This is a genomic window from Paenibacillus sp. EKM301P (assembly GCF_011800295.1).
GTDB lineage: Bacteria > Bacillota > Bacilli > Paenibacillales > Paenibacillaceae > Paenibacillus > Paenibacillus polymyxa.
Genome location: NZ_JAALFM010000009.1, coordinates 43,521 through 57,930, shown reverse-complemented (window position 1 = coordinate 57,930; position 14,410 = coordinate 43,521). Strand labels below are relative to the sequence as shown.

Here is a 14,410-nt window from a genome sequence, read left to right as displayed (position 1 = left end):
GCCGTAAGGCTTCGCACGTTCCCCCGTAAATTCGGTTACATAGACGGAATGATCCGTATGCTCCTCACTTTCATTCGAGATATGCGCCCACAGCTTGTCATGGAGACGCGTAGCGTCTACAAGCTTGCGCAGGAACAGCTCATCTCCCGATACGGACTCCCGTGTTAGGCTGCGCAGTTCCTTTTGAGTGTCTTCTGACCATTCGCGATACGTTAATGAATAATAGATGATGATTCCCTTCCCTTCCTGTACGCTTCTGTCATGAGGTTTACTATAAATCCAAGCATCTGTCGTCGTTCACTATACGAGATTCTACCTTGAAAAGGTTCAATTTGGAAGAAAAATACGACAAAAAGCCGCAATCCTCAGGATTACGGCTTGGTTGTAGCGGTTATAGTTTGATATTGCTTTCGTCGAAATACTCCTCAAGTGTCAGCCCCTGCTTGGCAACATCCTCTGCAATGTCTACTCCCACATAACGGATATGCCAAGGCTCGTACACATAGCCGGTCACATCTTCTTTACCCTTCATATAACGAATAATAAATCCGTATTCCGGTGCATGTTGTTCCAGCCATTCACCTTCCTTAGAAGCACCGAAGGATTGCTCCAGCTCATTGCCTACGCTGGGGCTGGATACGTCAATGGACAATCCCGTCTGATGCTCACTCGTACCTGGTACGGCGCTGACTTTAGAGGCATATTCCTGCCCCTTTGTCTTTACATTGTTGTTGAAAATAGACACCTGACGCTTATAGGAACGGTATCCCGATACCGCACGCAGCTCAATGCCGTCCTTTTTCGCACCGTCGAACAGCTTCTCCAGTGCCTCTGCCGCTTCCTTACGCAAATGCCGCTTCTCATGCGGTCCCTCGAAGGAAAAAGGCACCTGCGGCTCCACCAGATCATCCGGGACATAGCCCACGGGCAAGCTGCGCTTTTTGTTCACAACGACTGTATCTGAAGTCGCATTGGTGACAACCGCTGTTCCATCCTCTTCCTTAACCGTAGCTTGCAGCGCACTCTGGCTCCGCAACGCCATTACAGGGTCGGCTTGTCCGCTTCCAGTACCCGCGGTGGCTTGTTCAGCGCTAGCGCTGCCATTCCCCGCATCCGGCTGGGTGGAAGGCTGTACATTCTCCTGTACCGCTGTAGACGATTTTAATGGCTCACTTTCCTGTCCACCTGATCCTCCTTGCTGGCACGCTGCTAGCAATAGGCCCGGCAGGATCAGCCCCGGAATAAGCGCTTTAGTCCATCGCTGAGATGTGCGCGTCTGTTGTATATGTCGTTTCATGCTGGTATCTCCTCCAATATTGCAATTGATACATGACTTGCAGTGACTTTTCCGTTTCCCCATTGTAACTGAACTTTGGACACACTTCGAAGCTGTTATCCTATCCAATGAAGGTGAACAGTCTCGAAAAAGGAAGCATATCCCCGAATTGTTACGGATTATGACGTTTTTGCGGGATTGCAGCCCGAGCTTGCTCGGCTACCCGTTCACGTATGAGTTTCAGTGCTTCTTCAGCACGGGGTAACCTCGGCAGCAAAGACGTAATATCAGTTTCCTTCTTGAAAGCAAGTTTCTGTGGCAGATGGATTTCAATGGCATGAAAGCCTGCTCCGGGACGATGCAATGCTCCTTCAGCTGCGGATTCTGCAATCCATTCGCTAATTGCTGCCGATCCGCTGCGTCCGCCCTCCGCGCGTGAGGTAGGCTCAAGCGCGGGGGAGGTTCTCTGCACATGGGATAACTCTCCAGCCCAAGCACTAAACACGTACTCCAGCAGCTCTTCCGGCGTCATTCCGATCAACGCCGGACAGTGTTGGGGCTCGTTTTTCAGTCCATCCTGAAGAGCTTCCTTCACGTCTTCGACTGCCCCCACTCCATTCTCTCTGCTGGAAACGGCGGTCTCAGCTGCGAGTTGAATAATTTCATCCAGCGACAGGCAGGCTTCTCCTTTCAGGAGGCGGTAGATGTCCAAAGGCTCCGCTTTTAGCTGCTCCAGCCATGCCTCTCGCTCTTCCAGGTTCAGTACAGGCACTGGGCCAGTCCATTGGACGGGTTGTGCGGAAGGTACACCCGTCGATTCACCTTCCGGCCCATTTCCGTCAAATCCCACGATCCATCGACCGTCAGTTACGTCCAGCTTCACTCGCGGTCTCGTCATCGCCTTCATCCTTTCTCTGCTCACTCGATCCATACATCATTTTGCAACGCAATCAGACCACGCAGTTCATCATCAGACATTTCGGTGAGCCAATGTTCACCCGAGCCGACAACCTGTTCGGACAGTGCCTTTTTGCTCTCGATCAGCTCATCGATTCTTTCCTCCAGTGTCCCCTGACAAATCAACTTGTGCACTTGTACATTGCGACTTTGACCAATACGGAATACCCGGTCTGTCGCCTGATTTTCCACCGCAGGATTCCACCAGCGATCATAGTGAATGACATGGCTGGCACGCGTCAGGTTCAGACCCACGCCACCTGCACGCAAGGAAAGTACGAATATATTCGGTCCTTTTCCCTGCTGGAAGTTGTGAACCATTTCGTCCCGTCTGGTTTTCGCCAGTCCCCCATGCAGGAAATATGGCTCTTCTCCCAAAATTTTGGCCAAACGGGAAACCAGTAGTTCTCCCATCGACACATATTGGGTGAAAATCAGCGCCGATTCATCGTTCTCGCGAATGGTTTCTACCAATTCCAGCAGTCGCTCCATTTTGCCCGAGTTTTCGGCTTTACTGCTGTCAGCACGGCCTGGAATAATTAAACCCGGATGGTCACAGATTTGCTTCAACTTGGTCAGCGACGACAGGACAAGCCCTTTGCGGGCCATACCGACCTGTCCATCCAGTGTTCCCAACAATTGATCCACCACACCGCGGTATAATCCGGCCTGCTCTGGTGTCAGTACGCAATAGGACTTCAACTCCAGCTTCTCTGGCAAATCCTTGCGGATATCCGGATCGCTTTTGAGCCGACGCAGCATGAACGGGGAGACGAGACGATGAAGCTCACGCAACGCGGACCCCCGTTCCTCTCCTGCCAGACTGTACCGCTGGCGGAATGAAGACGCTGTACCAAGATACCCTGGATTCAGGAATTGGAAAATAGACCACAGTTCGCTCAAGCGATTCTCTACCGGAGTACCTGTCATGGCAATCCGATGTGGTGCGGACAACTTCATGACGCTTTGTGCCTGCTTAGTGCGTGCATTTTTTATATATTGCGCCTCATCCAACACGATGGAAGACCAGTAGACCGCAGATAAATCGCTGCCGTCCCGGCCCGCCAAATGATAGGTAGTGAGGACGATATCATACTCGCGTACATTTTCCTGAAACTGCTCCCCGTGGAGTCGCTGGTTGCCATGATGAATATAAAGCGACAAATCCGGTGAAAAGCGCTTCAATTCCCGCTGCCAGTTGCCAAGCAAGGACGTCGGACAGATGATTAACGCCGGACGCTGATCCTCTGCTCCGATGCCACCATCGAGCAGACAGGTAATAACCTGAATCGTTTTACCCAGCCCCATGTCGTCCGCCAGGCAGACACCAAAGCCCAATCCGCGCATCGCAGCCAGCCATTGAAAACCCCGCTCTTGATACGGCCGTAGTGCACCATGCAGCGTCTCCGGCACAGGACGCGGCTCTACGGAACGGAGTACCCCTCCCTCAGCCAACGACGCAAGCAATCCGGCGGATTCCGCGCCAAAGATAGACAAGCCCTTCCATGAGGCCTCGCCTGCACTTTCATTTTCCGCAGCCAAATGCATCCATTCGGACAAGCTCATTTCACCGTTTTCTCCACGCTTGATAAAGCGCAGCACCTGACGAATTTCCTTGGGGTCTACCTCGATCCATTCCCCTCCGAGACGTACGTATGGCAAATTGGCCGCGACGATGCTTTCCAGTTCCTCCATCGTCAAGGCCGTATCCCCCAGCACAGCCTCGGCATCAAACGAAATCATGCGGTTAATGCCAACAGACGATGTATCGGCGATCACAGCATCTGGCTTGGTCCCCTGCTCTGTCGAGCGCATTTTAAGCCGCAAGCCTGCACGTCTTCGCCCCTCCCGGCTCCAGCGTGAAGGCATTTGCACAGTAATACCGTTCTTTTGTAAAGAAGGTACGGCTTCCGTCAGGAAGCGGAAGAACATCTCCGGCTCCAGGGTCAACCCCTCGGGATAAGGGCGGTTTAATGCTTCCTGCAATATAGGTGCCGCTTCAGCCGCCTGTCCGAGCCTCGTCAGCAGTTGCGCCTGCACTTGACGGTACACAATTTCACCGCGAACCAGATCACGTTCAGGATATGCCCACAATGCCAGAGCAGGCAGTCGTAATCCGGGCTCTGCATCGCTTTCTGCCCAAAAGGTAATGCGCCATTCCTGGATACTCTCTTCCAAAGAAGGCTCCAAACGAAGGCACAGACGCAATTGCCCTTCAATGGGTTCCTTGGCTTCCCGTTCGGTGACAGGCATCGTGCTTCCCTCAAGAGAGGACGCCTGAAGAACCAGCTCCTCCATCTCAGCAGGCGTTCCCTGAATCGCAACCTGACGCGAACCCGTCAACAGACTGTTCCACCACAGCTCCGCCAGCGGTGATCCTCCGCGCCGATAATCTGCCCGATATCGTCCCAGCTCACGATCTGACGCAGCCAGCACCGCGGTCGTTTCTGCATGAACGACCGCACACAAGAAGGAATACAGCACCATTCCAGCTGCATCCTCACGTGTTTCTGGCTCCTTGCCCGCAAAAACGGCCGGAGCAGCCATACAAACAGCCGGCATCGCAGCTGCCAGCTCATGAAAGCGGCGGATGTCCTCCTCTTCGCGAAGCCGAGGAATCCACACCCCTACCGCTGCATCCGGACCGCGTCGTCGCGGTCCAGAGGGACGCGCCTCTGTAAGTGATGGCACGATTTCGCCCCGCTGCATCAGCTCCAGTGCAAAATAAGCAGCCTTTTGCCAATACTGCATTTCCTCGCCAAGCGTAATGCCCGAAGCCGCACAGCCCTTCTCGTCCAAGCGAGTCAGCAGAGCCATCGTCTCGCGAGGTTCCAGTGCCAGACCCTCCAGCGTACGCCCCAGCATGGAACGTCTTTTGCCACCTCTGCCCGCGGTTTCCACGCGAGCATTGTTAGGTATCCGCACCTCGGCAAGACGCAACGCAGCCTGCCGAAACGGCCGAAGGTCTCCCTTCAGCGTCAGCCTGCGGATCACACTGCTCCACGCATCAATACGTGGTTCCGACGTCTCACCAGAAAAGCAAAAAAACACATCTCCGAGCCATATTCCATAAAGCGGTTGATTCATATCTGTCTCCCGTCCAGCCTTTTGAATTATTACTCTTCATCATATACGAAAACGGGCTCTTTTCAAAACTTTATCACAAAAATAATTGGAAAGTCATACGTTAATAACCTTAAATATTCATGTAATTAACAATTAAGAGACTTATCCTTCCTGATCGGCCTCATCATCCTTCAGATAAGGATTCAGGCTGTCTTGCAGCAGCCGTTTGACTTGCATGCGCAGCTCTTTCGGATATATAACCTCGGCCTCCGGCCCGTATTTTAACAGAAGTCTGGATACATATTTAAACTCTTCGACCGGGATATGTCCGTACCATTCCTGACCCCGCGATTTCTCATGAGAAACATTTTGGAAGAGGGGGTCTGATTCCACCAGCCGAGCACCTAATGGTGTAAATTTTATTTTGGACGGAATTCCCGTACGCGAATCCTCCGCAGTCAACCATTCCTTAAGGGTGGGAAGGCCGGATAAGGTGTCTTCCAGTATGGACATTGTCATCACTCTGTCTGAGCGGTACAAAATGATCCGATCTCTGCTTTGCGCAGGCATGTACCAATATCCGTGATCAAAATAGAGCCCCACCGGATATACTTTCGTCCACTTGTCCCCAGAAGCGGAGCGGTAAAGCATGTTCACCCGGCGTTTATTCAACGCAGCCTCCAAAATGAGCGAGGTGTAGGGTGACTCTGCGTGAGTCGGCATCATCCGAAAAGCGATATAGTCCTTGAATTGATCAATGCTATCCCGCACATCCTGAGGAAGCTCGGCATAATAGTGCTCGGATAAATGCTCCCGCACCGACCCGAAGGGGATGTCCGGGATATTTTCCAGCAGCTGCAGCATGAGAAAAAGACCAAAAGCCTCATCACGAGCAAGATGAAGGGGAGGAAGAAGTCGATTGGGAAGTGCCCGATAGCCGCCATGAGGTCCGGTTTCGGTATACAGGGGTAACCCGGTCTGCTGCAAATAGTCGAGATCTCTTTGAATCGTCCTGACGGAGACACCAAACCGCTCGGCCAGCTCACGTGCCGTATATTTTTTTCGGGAATCCAGTATCCTCATAAGTGCGATTCTGCGTTCGTTCATCAGGTACTCCTCTAATAAAAATAAAGTTTAAACGATTATTCTACTACGACAAAGTATGTCATAAATAGATTGTAACATAGGTGATAGAAAGGAGTGATGAACCATGGATGCTATAAAATCCAACAAAGTCGTATTGTATATTGCCGTGAGTCTTGACGGGTATATTGCACTGCCGGATGGCTCGGTGGACTGGCTGTTTGATGTCAAAGGGGATGGTGGCGACAATGGATATGCCGACTTTTACGACACTGTAGGCACGGTACTGATGGGCAGGCTGACGTATGAAGAGGTATTGAAGCTTTCCGATGATTTCCCCTATGCTGGCAAGCCTTGTTATATACTCACCCGGTCATTAGCGAAGCATGAGCAAGCACCGCATGTTACATTTACGGACGAGGATCTGTCTGAGCTAGTTCCGCGTCTGCAAAAACAATCGGAAGGTTTGGTATGGCTAGTAGGTGGAGGTCAGTTAGCTCAGGCCTTCATGCAGGCTGGACTGCTGGAAAAGGCGATCATTGCGATCATTCCTAAAGTGCTTGGACAAGGAATACCGTTATTTCCAGAAGGAACACTGCCAAGTACATTTGAACTCCAAGAAATAGAACGCCGCGGGGATATTGTACTGCTTTATTATAATGTATAATTATGTTAACAAAAAAAGCCTTCGGATGTTCAGGATCATGCAATCTCCCTGACATACGAAGGCTCTTCTGCGTATTTTATTTAATTATTTGGTCTTCAAATTATCCCATGTTCTCTGGAAATCCTCGAACAGCTTCCCAGCATCCGATTTACCTGCCACATAAGCTTGCATCTGACTTCCGAATTCTTGCTGCGCTCCTTCAGGATAACGGCTAAAGAACCAGCCCAGCAGTTTATTTTCCTGACTGTATTTCACCACTTCGGCACCCAGTTGGCCCATATCGGCCTCTTCTCCTTTGATGCTCTTGAACGCTGGAATGAACTTAAATTCCTTGGTGATATACTTTTTCCCTTGCTCGGATGTCACCATCCAATTTAAGAACTCTTTGGCCTCAGCTTTGACAGACGAATTTTTATTAACCACCCAGTTATTGGCGACACCTACAAACAGCTTATCTCCGGCTGTTGCATCTTCACCAATCGGCATAGGCAGAATACCCAGATTCAGCTTCGGATTAATTCCGTCAATTTGGACCTGAGTCCAGTTCCCTTGCTGCATCATGGCAGCCTTGCCAGTGGCAAAGTTCGTTACCTGCGTATTGTAATCAGTCGTGAGCGGCTTCGAATTGCCATACTTGAGCGTCAGATCGAGCAGCTTAATCCACTCGGCGAATACAGCATTGCCCGGAATTTTGGCTGTGCCATCATTCAGTCCCTTGACGAAGCCCGACGGGTCTGGCTGATTAGCAAATGCCACGTTCAGCAAATGATTGCCCAGCACCCAAAACTCCTGGTATCCATTGGAGAAAGGTGTAATCCCTGCGGCTTGCAGCTTTTGCGCAGCAGCCTCCAGCTCAGACAGCGTTTTAGGAGGCTCGGTGATTCCAGCCTTTTTGAACAAATCCTTGTTATAAATAAAGCCGTATCCTTCCAGATTCATTGGCTGACCGTACAGCTTGCCATCCTTGGTCATCGGTTCTTTGGCGACATCGACCACATCACCAACCCAAGGTTGGTCGGATAGGTCCTCCAAATATTCCATCCACGTATCCAGCTCACGATATCCGCCGACATTAAAAATATCCGGCTGTTCACCAGAAGCAAACTTGGCCTTCAACGCCGCCCCATAGTCACTACCCCCACCTACGGTCTGAATGTCGAGCTTAATCCCCGGGTGAGTCGCTTCATACTCCCCCTTCATGCGATTTAGTGCTTCTGCAATCTCTACTTTAAACTGAAAAATGTGAATGGTTTTCTCCTTAACTTCCTCATTGCTTGCATTTTGCCCCCCGCTGCTGTTACATCCCGCCAAAACCAGAGCAAAAGCTGCAAAAAGCAAAATCAGTGCTTGGGCTTTCTTTTTAAAAGTATGCGTTTTCATATTTATGTTCCTTTCTATTCTAGGTTTCATAGCACCATAATCAACACTCAACCTTTAACCGAACCTGCCATAATCCCTTGTATAATATATTTTTGCATGGCCAGAAAGAACGCGATGACCGGCAAGATACCCAGCACCAGAGCAGGTAATGCCAAATCCCACTGCTTCGTATATTGTCCGAAAAAGGCATAGGTTGCAATCGGAATGGTGCGCAATTCAGCCTTTTGCAGCACGAGAGAAGGCAGTAGATAGTCATTCCAAATCCAGAGTGTATTCAAAATAATAACTGTTACCATCATGGGCAGCATCAACGGATATACAATCCGGAAAAACACCCCGTAAGGCGTGCAACCGTCTACTGTAGCTGCTTCTTCCACCTCGACTGGCACACCTTTGACGAATCCGTGAAAGAGAAAGATGGACATAGGAGCCCCAAATCCCAGATAACAGATTACCAGACCACTAATACTGTTCATTAAATCCAGCGTACTTACAACCTTGACCAAAGGGATCATCACCGATTGAAAAGGAATGACCATCGCGGCCACGAACAGGCTGAACAGCACCCGATTGTAACGTGTTGGATGCCTAACCATTCGATAAGCAGCCATTGAGCTGATCAGTACGAGCAGCAGATTGCTGACCACCGTAACCACGAATGAGTTCCATAACGCTTCAGGAAAACGCGTAATGCTCCAAGCTCTAGCATAGTTGCTCCATACAAATGTTTGTGGCCAGGCCGCAGAATCCGTGAGCAGGTCACCAAAGCTTTTGACCGAATTCACGAACAAAAAGTAAAACGGGACGAGGAATACCAATGCGACGAGGATCATCACCAACTCAGTCGCCCAGGTTCCAACGCGGTAGCGATTGTTTGTTTCCATCTACGATTCCACCTCCCGGCTTTTCGTCAGGCGTACCTGAAGGCTCGTAACGAGAGCAACAATGATAAAGAAAATAAGTGCTTTAGCCGTTCCCAACCCATAACGATTATTGACAAACGCTTCATTGTATATATTGAGCGCCACTGACTCTGTTGAACCAAAAGGACCACCCTTCGTCAATGACAGGTTGAGATCGAACATTTTAAACGACCATGATATCGCCAGGAAGAGACATACCGTAATGGCGGGCATGATCAAAGGCAGTATAATCGACCGCAAGATTTGCATCCGGCTCGCTCCGTCAATCTCGGCTGCCTCCAGCATATCCCGGGGCACGTTGGTCAGGGAAGAGATATAAATCACCATTAAATAACCGGCTGTTTGCCAGATAAACACGATCACAATGCCCCAGAAGGCCGTAATCTCATCTCCCAGCCAGGACAGGTTGAAGAAGGATAACCCCGTACTCTCGCCGATCGCTGCAAATCCCTTGACGAAAATAAACTGCCAGATAAAACCGAGCAACAGACCTCCGATCACATTAGGCATGAAAAAAATAGTTCGAAGCACATTTTTTGTTTTTAGCGGCTTGGTTAGAAAATACGCCAGCAGAAAACCAAAGATATTGGCTGCCACCACTCCAATCACCGTAAAACGGACGGTAAACCAAAACGCTGTCCCGAATTTGTCGTCATTTAATAAAATGTGACTGAAATTATCCAGCCCGACCCACTTTGCCTGATTGGCTACCCCATTCCACTCTGTAAAAGAATAGTACATTCCTAGCATGAAAGGGATTACAATAATGATAACGAAAAATAACGTCGATGGCCCTACAAAAATCCATTGCTGGAGCCATTGCGACGACTTGGCGCGATTCAAACCGATCCCCCCTTTGTTCTCTTTGGTGTCTGGAACGCTCCTCTACGGCATCCTTGCAAGCAGTGTGGACGTTGAATCCGTATGGATATGCGATTCACATGTTCATTATGTCGAATTAGCGCTCTGGAGAACACGCAAGATCGTGAACCATTAAGGGGGAAAATATTGACCTCAGGCCTGCCTTGAATTGTGAAAGGAGCTTACCTGCATGAAATTTCATAGCATTCGTTCTCGCCTAATCTGGTTTCTACTCATTGCGGTCACCATTCCGTTGCTGCTTTCAATGACCATGACCTTCATCCTCACCAAGCAATCCTTACGGGAGCAGGCCACCCAAGAAAATGAGCGGCTTATTTTTCAGGGAATTACGAATCTGGATAACTATTTACAGGGATTAAATCGCGCATCGATCGGAGTCTATAATGACCCTCATTTTCTGCGCAACCTGGCTAAAATTCCAGATGATTACCGGGCCGTTGCCGAGATTTACACCACGCTGCAAACGATGATGAATGCTTCCTCAGGTATTGACCAGGTGTACTTGCATTCGTTTGAGGCTGGGCAATCTACGCTGATTACCAGCACGGTTCCTTTACGGGAGTTCCGGCTGGAGCCCTTTACCGGTTCTATCCATTACGGCCCTTCCGGACTGTTCATACAACCCTCGCATATAAAGCATTTGTACGGCTTTTCGGCGGTTTCCTATGCGGAGCACAGCACAGAGCGGCAGGTATTTACACTCCACCGGGCGATTCGGAACATTCCGTCTTCAGAAACGCTTGGGGTACTGGCTATAGACGTTGATCTGGAGGCACTGCGCAGTATTTGCCGTCAATTGTATGATGCAGATACAGAGGAGCTGTTTTTAATTGATCGGAACGGAACGATCATCTATAGTGGAAAAGAATCATCCATTGGAACACACTGGAAGGAATCTGGCCTACTCAAGCGAATTTCTAAAGAAGACGAGCACGGTGTAATTGAAGATGATACAGCACTGCACGTATATGGCAAACTGGATGCCAACCTGTCAGGCTGGACACTCGTCAAGAAAATCCCTCATCGGACGCTTTATATGCGAGCTACCCAACTGACCCAGATCAATGCGGTCATTACAGGCGCAGCATTGCTGCTCGTTATTGTCGCCACGTTATGGATTTCAATAAAAATTACGGAACCGATTAAGCGGCTGACTCGCTACATAAACCAGATTCAGTCTGGTCAGCTGGATGTAGACATCCGGGCCATGAGCAACGATGAGATTGGAGTGCTGTCGCGTCGTTTCAGACAGATGATGGATACCATCAACAACCTCATTTTGCGGGAATACAAGCTGGAACTGGCAAACAAGACACACCAATTGAAAGCGCTTCAGGCACAGATTAATCCTCATTTTTTATATAATACGCTACAGTCTATTGGAACACTGGCTCTACAGCATGAGGTGCCGCGAATCTATTCGCTGCTCTCTTCCCTTGCCAAAATGCTCCGCTATAACATGCGGGACCATACGATTGTTACACTCAAGGAAGAGGCTGAGCATGTAAAACAATATCTTGATTTGCAAAAGGAACGCTTCGGTGAGCAATTAGAGGTCACCTATCAATGGGATGATCAAGTTCTGAATGATCGGGTGCCTAAAATGATTCTCCAGCCGTTGGTGGAAAACTACTTTAAACACGGTGCCGATCCCCGGCTGGGACCCGGTAAGATTCGTATTACAGCCTGCCGAATCCGGGAAGGCATTGTGAGGATTGAAGTGGAAAATAACGGCGCATCAATTCCAGAGAACGAATTGGAGCAGCTCCAGTATATGCTGCAACGTCCGCTGAAAGCCCATGAAGAATCAGACACTGATGAGCAAAACCCTATTGGTCTTCGTAATGTTCTATTACGTATCCAGCTTCACTCGGATGATGGTTCTAATACCCTGTGTGTAGACAATATTCTGCCTCATGGCGTTCGTTTCACACTTGAAATTCGCACCGAGCCCCATACAGAAATTCATATTAAGGGAGAGTGATCTGTCAATGAAGGTCCTGATTGTGGATGATGAAAGGCATGTACGTCACGCCATTCGGATGCTTGTACATTGGGAAGCTTACGGTGTGACCGAGGTGATTGAGGCTGAATCGGGCGATCAGGCGATTGAGGTCATTACCGCACTTTCCCCGCCTGTGGTACTCACAGATATGCGAATGCCTGGTAGAGATGGAGTAGCCTTGATGGAGTGGATTCAAGCCAATTCTCCAGCTACCAGAGTCGTGGTGGTCAGCGGCTATGATGATTTCGAATTGGTTCGGCAGGCCATTCGCCGGGGAGGCATGGACTATATCCTTAAGCCCGTAGATCCGGTAGAGATCAATGAGGCGCTCAGTAAAGCCACTCAAGCTTGGCGGACAGCGGAGCAAGACCGGAACAGACAGACCATGCAGGCTATGGAGGTCAACCGGATGAGGCCGCACTATGCTGATAAACTCCTGACCGAACTCATTTCCGGTACGGCGCTATCCATCACTCCCTTACGTGAGGAGCTGCGTCTTCCCACAGCTATTCAGATCTGTAATGCAGCAGTGATGAGTACCACTCAACTGGATGCCGATATACTGGACAAATATAAAACGCGCCGCGCGCTTCTAAGCTTTTCCCTCATTAACATCTGCAACGAATTTCTGGGTACTTCTCAAACCGGAATTGCATTCCGTCATCTGGAGCGTACGGACGAAATTATTCTGCTGTATTGGGCCGAGCCGGCTCGTTGGCCAGTGCTCTTGCAGGAGATTCACGCAGGGATTAGAACGGCGCTGCGCTGCTATATGCACATCGGGGTTGGTTCTTTCGGAACCTTTCCGATGGGGGCAGCCTCAGCCTACCAAGAAGCTCGGCAAGCGTTGTGGAAACGGGATGTGCTGCAGGCCACCGACTGGATGCACCAGAGTTCTCTGGCACGGCAAACCCTTCGTCTTCCCCAGTTGCCTGAGATGGAAGAGGAACTACGGCTTAGTGCGCTCAGCTGTAATGCCAGTCGCGTATCTATAGCGGTAGGTAGATGGATGGCAGCCGTAGCCGTATTGCCTTCGGTTACAGCAGAGCAGATAGCCGGCTGGAATCAAGAGCTGGATTGGATGCTGGCTCGCTGGCTGAATGACAGACCTGGAGATGCCGAAGGCGAGGAGCTGACAGATGAGTCCAACTCCATACCTGCCCTGCCAGTCGACAACCGTGGGGTGCTTTCCCTACCTTTATGGAAAAAACAGATCGAAAATCGATTGCTGGCAGCCGGTCAGGCACTTACGCCAAGCCATAGCCCAAACAACCCGACGATCCGTGATATTGCCCGCTATCTGGATGCTCACTATGACGAGGATATTTCCCTACAGGATATAGCGAGCCGCTTTTACCTCAGCCGGGAATACATTTCTCGTAAATTCAAGCAGGAGTACGGGGTTAATCTGTCCGATTATTTGTGCCAGATCCGGATGAGCAAGGCAAAGCTGTTACTGCTGAATGACAAGCTGCGCCTTCACCATATTGCCGGTATGGTCGGATATCAGGATGAGAAATACTTTGGCAAGGTGTTCAAAAAACTTGAGGGAGTTACGCCTGGCGAATTCAGAAGGCGCCATTCTGCAAATCCTCAGCCGTTATCGCATATAACACATGATCTTCCCACACACCATTAATCTTCAAATAGTTGAGAGCCAGCCCCTCGCGGCGAAATCCCGCCTTTTCCATCACTCGATGGGAAGGCGAATTTCTTGGCATGACTCCAGCTTGAATACGGTGTAATTCCAACTCATTCAGGGCGTAGCGGACAATATCCTTCACTGCGGAGGTAGCATAGCCTTGTCCATGATATGCAGGATCTACGAAGTAGCCCAGATTGGCATTTTGGAAGGGACCTCTAGCGACACCAGACAGCTCCATTCTGCCGATCAGCTTATCATTTTTCGGTAAAAAAAGTCCAAACGTATATCCCTGTCCGGCTTGTGCAGCTTCCAAGCCGTTGGAAATCAGACGCACCTGTTCTTCCAGGGTAAAGTAATGTTCAGGTCGTTCTGGCTCGAATGGTTTGAAAAACTCAAAATGTTGGCGTCTAATTTCTAATAAACGTTCTGCATCCTTTACTTGTAAAAGCCGAATCTGTAGACCTGGATGGGTGGACTTCATCGAAATCACACCATTCGTTTCATGGGACATTATCATTACCTTCTC

11 protein-coding genes are annotated in these 14,410 nt (G+C 49.8%); 3 read left to right on the top strand and 8 right to left on the bottom strand.

All coding sequences use genetic code 11. The annotated features are described in order from the left end of the window. Positions 1 to 391: 391 nt before the first annotated feature. From HFD99_RS19460 to HFD99_RS19445, 4 genes are all read right to left on the bottom strand, one after another. Positions 392 to 1,297 (bottom strand): M15 family metallopeptidase, encoded by a 906-nt coding sequence (locus tag HFD99_RS19460; protein ID WP_031462773.1) that lies wholly within the window; start codon positions 1,295 to 1,297, stop codon positions 392 to 394. 151 nt (positions 1,298 to 1,448) lie between these two features. Further along, entirely contained in the window at positions 1,449 to 2,174 is a 726-nt protein-coding gene (locus HFD99_RS19455) for a hypothetical protein (RefSeq protein ID WP_031462772.1), read from the bottom strand. A 20-nt stretch (positions 2,175 to 2,194) separates the two neighbouring features. Continuing rightward, complete coding sequence (locus tag HFD99_RS19450) at positions 2,195 to 5,320, bottom strand: DEAD/DEAH box helicase (protein ID WP_167440986.1); 3,126 nt, start codon at positions 5,318 to 5,320, stop codon at positions 2,195 to 2,197. Positions 5,321 to 5,461: 141 nt separating this feature from the next. Further along, the gene (locus HFD99_RS19445; protein WP_167440985.1) at positions 5,462 to 6,406 is read right to left on the bottom strand and encodes a helix-turn-helix transcriptional regulator; all 945 of its coding nucleotides are present in this window, start codon (positions 6,404 to 6,406) and stop codon (positions 5,462 to 5,464) included. A 103-nt stretch (positions 6,407 to 6,509) separates the two neighbouring features. Between HFD99_RS19445 and HFD99_RS19440 the strand changes: the two genes are divergently transcribed. Further along, positions 6,510 to 7,049 carry a dihydrofolate reductase family protein gene (locus HFD99_RS19440; protein ID WP_167440984.1) on the top strand — a complete coding sequence of 180 codons (540 nt, stop codon included), beginning with the start codon at positions 6,510 to 6,512 and terminating at the stop codon, positions 7,047 to 7,049. Positions 7,050 to 7,133: 84 nt separating this feature from the next. Here the strand turns inward: HFD99_RS19440 and HFD99_RS19435 are convergent, their stop codons facing one another. Genes HFD99_RS19435 through HFD99_RS19425 form a run of 3 tightly spaced genes read right to left on the bottom strand, consistent with a single transcriptional unit; the run spans position 7,134 to position 10,195 of the window. Further along, positions 7,134 to 8,429, bottom strand: coding sequence for an ABC transporter substrate-binding protein (locus tag HFD99_RS19435; RefSeq protein WP_016819493.1), 1,296 nt, complete (start codon positions 8,427 to 8,429; stop codon positions 7,134 to 7,136). Between the two features lie 47 nt (positions 8,430 to 8,476). Further along, positions 8,477 to 9,313 carry a carbohydrate ABC transporter permease gene (locus tag HFD99_RS19430; RefSeq protein WP_016819492.1) on the bottom strand — a complete coding sequence of 279 codons (837 nt, stop codon included), beginning with the start codon at positions 9,311 to 9,313 and terminating at the stop codon, positions 8,477 to 8,479. Beyond that, positions 9,314 to 10,195 carry a carbohydrate ABC transporter permease gene (locus HFD99_RS19425; protein WP_016819491.1) on the bottom strand — a complete coding sequence of 294 codons (882 nt, stop codon included), beginning with the start codon at positions 10,193 to 10,195 and terminating at the stop codon, positions 9,314 to 9,316. A gap of 208 nt (positions 10,196 to 10,403) precedes the next feature. Here HFD99_RS19425 and HFD99_RS19420 point away from each other — a divergent pair, with 208 nt between their 5' ends. Continuing rightward, on the top strand, positions 10,404 to 12,218 hold the full coding sequence (locus tag HFD99_RS19420) for a sensor histidine kinase (protein WP_167440983.1): 1,815 nt from the start codon (positions 10,404 to 10,406) through the stop codon (positions 12,216 to 12,218). Between the two features lie 7 nt (positions 12,219 to 12,225). Beyond that, the gene (locus tag HFD99_RS19415) at positions 12,226 to 13,878 is read left to right on the top strand and encodes a response regulator (RefSeq protein ID WP_167440982.1); all 1,653 of its coding nucleotides are present in this window, start codon (positions 12,226 to 12,228) and stop codon (positions 13,876 to 13,878) included. Here HFD99_RS19415 and HFD99_RS19410 read toward each other — a convergent pair. Next, positions 13,808 to 14,395 carry a GNAT family N-acetyltransferase gene (locus HFD99_RS19410; protein ID WP_167440981.1) on the bottom strand — a complete coding sequence of 196 codons (588 nt, stop codon included), beginning with the start codon at positions 14,393 to 14,395 and terminating at the stop codon, positions 13,808 to 13,810. The genes HFD99_RS19415 and HFD99_RS19410 overlap by 71 nt on opposite strands. Between the last annotated feature and the right edge of the window lie 15 nt (positions 14,396 to 14,410).

What these genes read in the sequence shown, in the direction of transcription:
- HFD99_RS19435 (WP_016819493.1), bottom strand. Translation starts at nt 8,429, where the DNA reads ATGAAAACGCATACTTTTAAAAAGAAAGCCCAAGCACTGATTTTGCTT.
- HFD99_RS19410 (WP_167440981.1), bottom strand. Translation starts at nt 14,395, where the DNA reads ATGTCCCATGAAACGAATGGTGTGATTTCGATGAAGTCCACCCATCCA.
- HFD99_RS19450 (WP_167440986.1), bottom strand. Translation starts at nt 5,320, where the DNA reads ATGAATCAACCGCTTTATGGAATATGGCTCGGAGATGTGTTTTTTTGC.
- HFD99_RS19455 (WP_031462772.1), bottom strand. Translation starts at nt 2,174, where the DNA reads ATGACGAGACCGCGAGTGAAGCTGGACGTAACTGACGGTCGATGGATC.
- HFD99_RS19460 (WP_031462773.1), bottom strand. Translation starts at nt 1,297, where the DNA reads ATGAAACGACATATACAACAGACGCGCACATCTCAGCGATGGACTAAA.
- HFD99_RS19445 (WP_167440985.1), bottom strand. Translation starts at nt 6,406, where the DNA reads ATGAACGAACGCAGAATCGCACTTATGAGGATACTGGATTCCCGAAAA.
- HFD99_RS19430 (WP_016819492.1), bottom strand. Translation starts at nt 9,313, where the DNA reads ATGGAAACAAACAATCGCTACCGCGTTGGAACCTGGGCGACTGAGTTG.
- HFD99_RS19420 (WP_167440983.1), top strand. Translation starts at nt 10,404, where the DNA reads ATGAAATTTCATAGCATTCGTTCTCGCCTAATCTGGTTTCTACTCATT.
- HFD99_RS19415 (WP_167440982.1), top strand. Translation starts at nt 12,226, where the DNA reads ATGAAGGTCCTGATTGTGGATGATGAAAGGCATGTACGTCACGCCATT.
- HFD99_RS19440 (WP_167440984.1), top strand. Translation starts at nt 6,510, where the DNA reads ATGGATGCTATAAAATCCAACAAAGTCGTATTGTATATTGCCGTGAGT.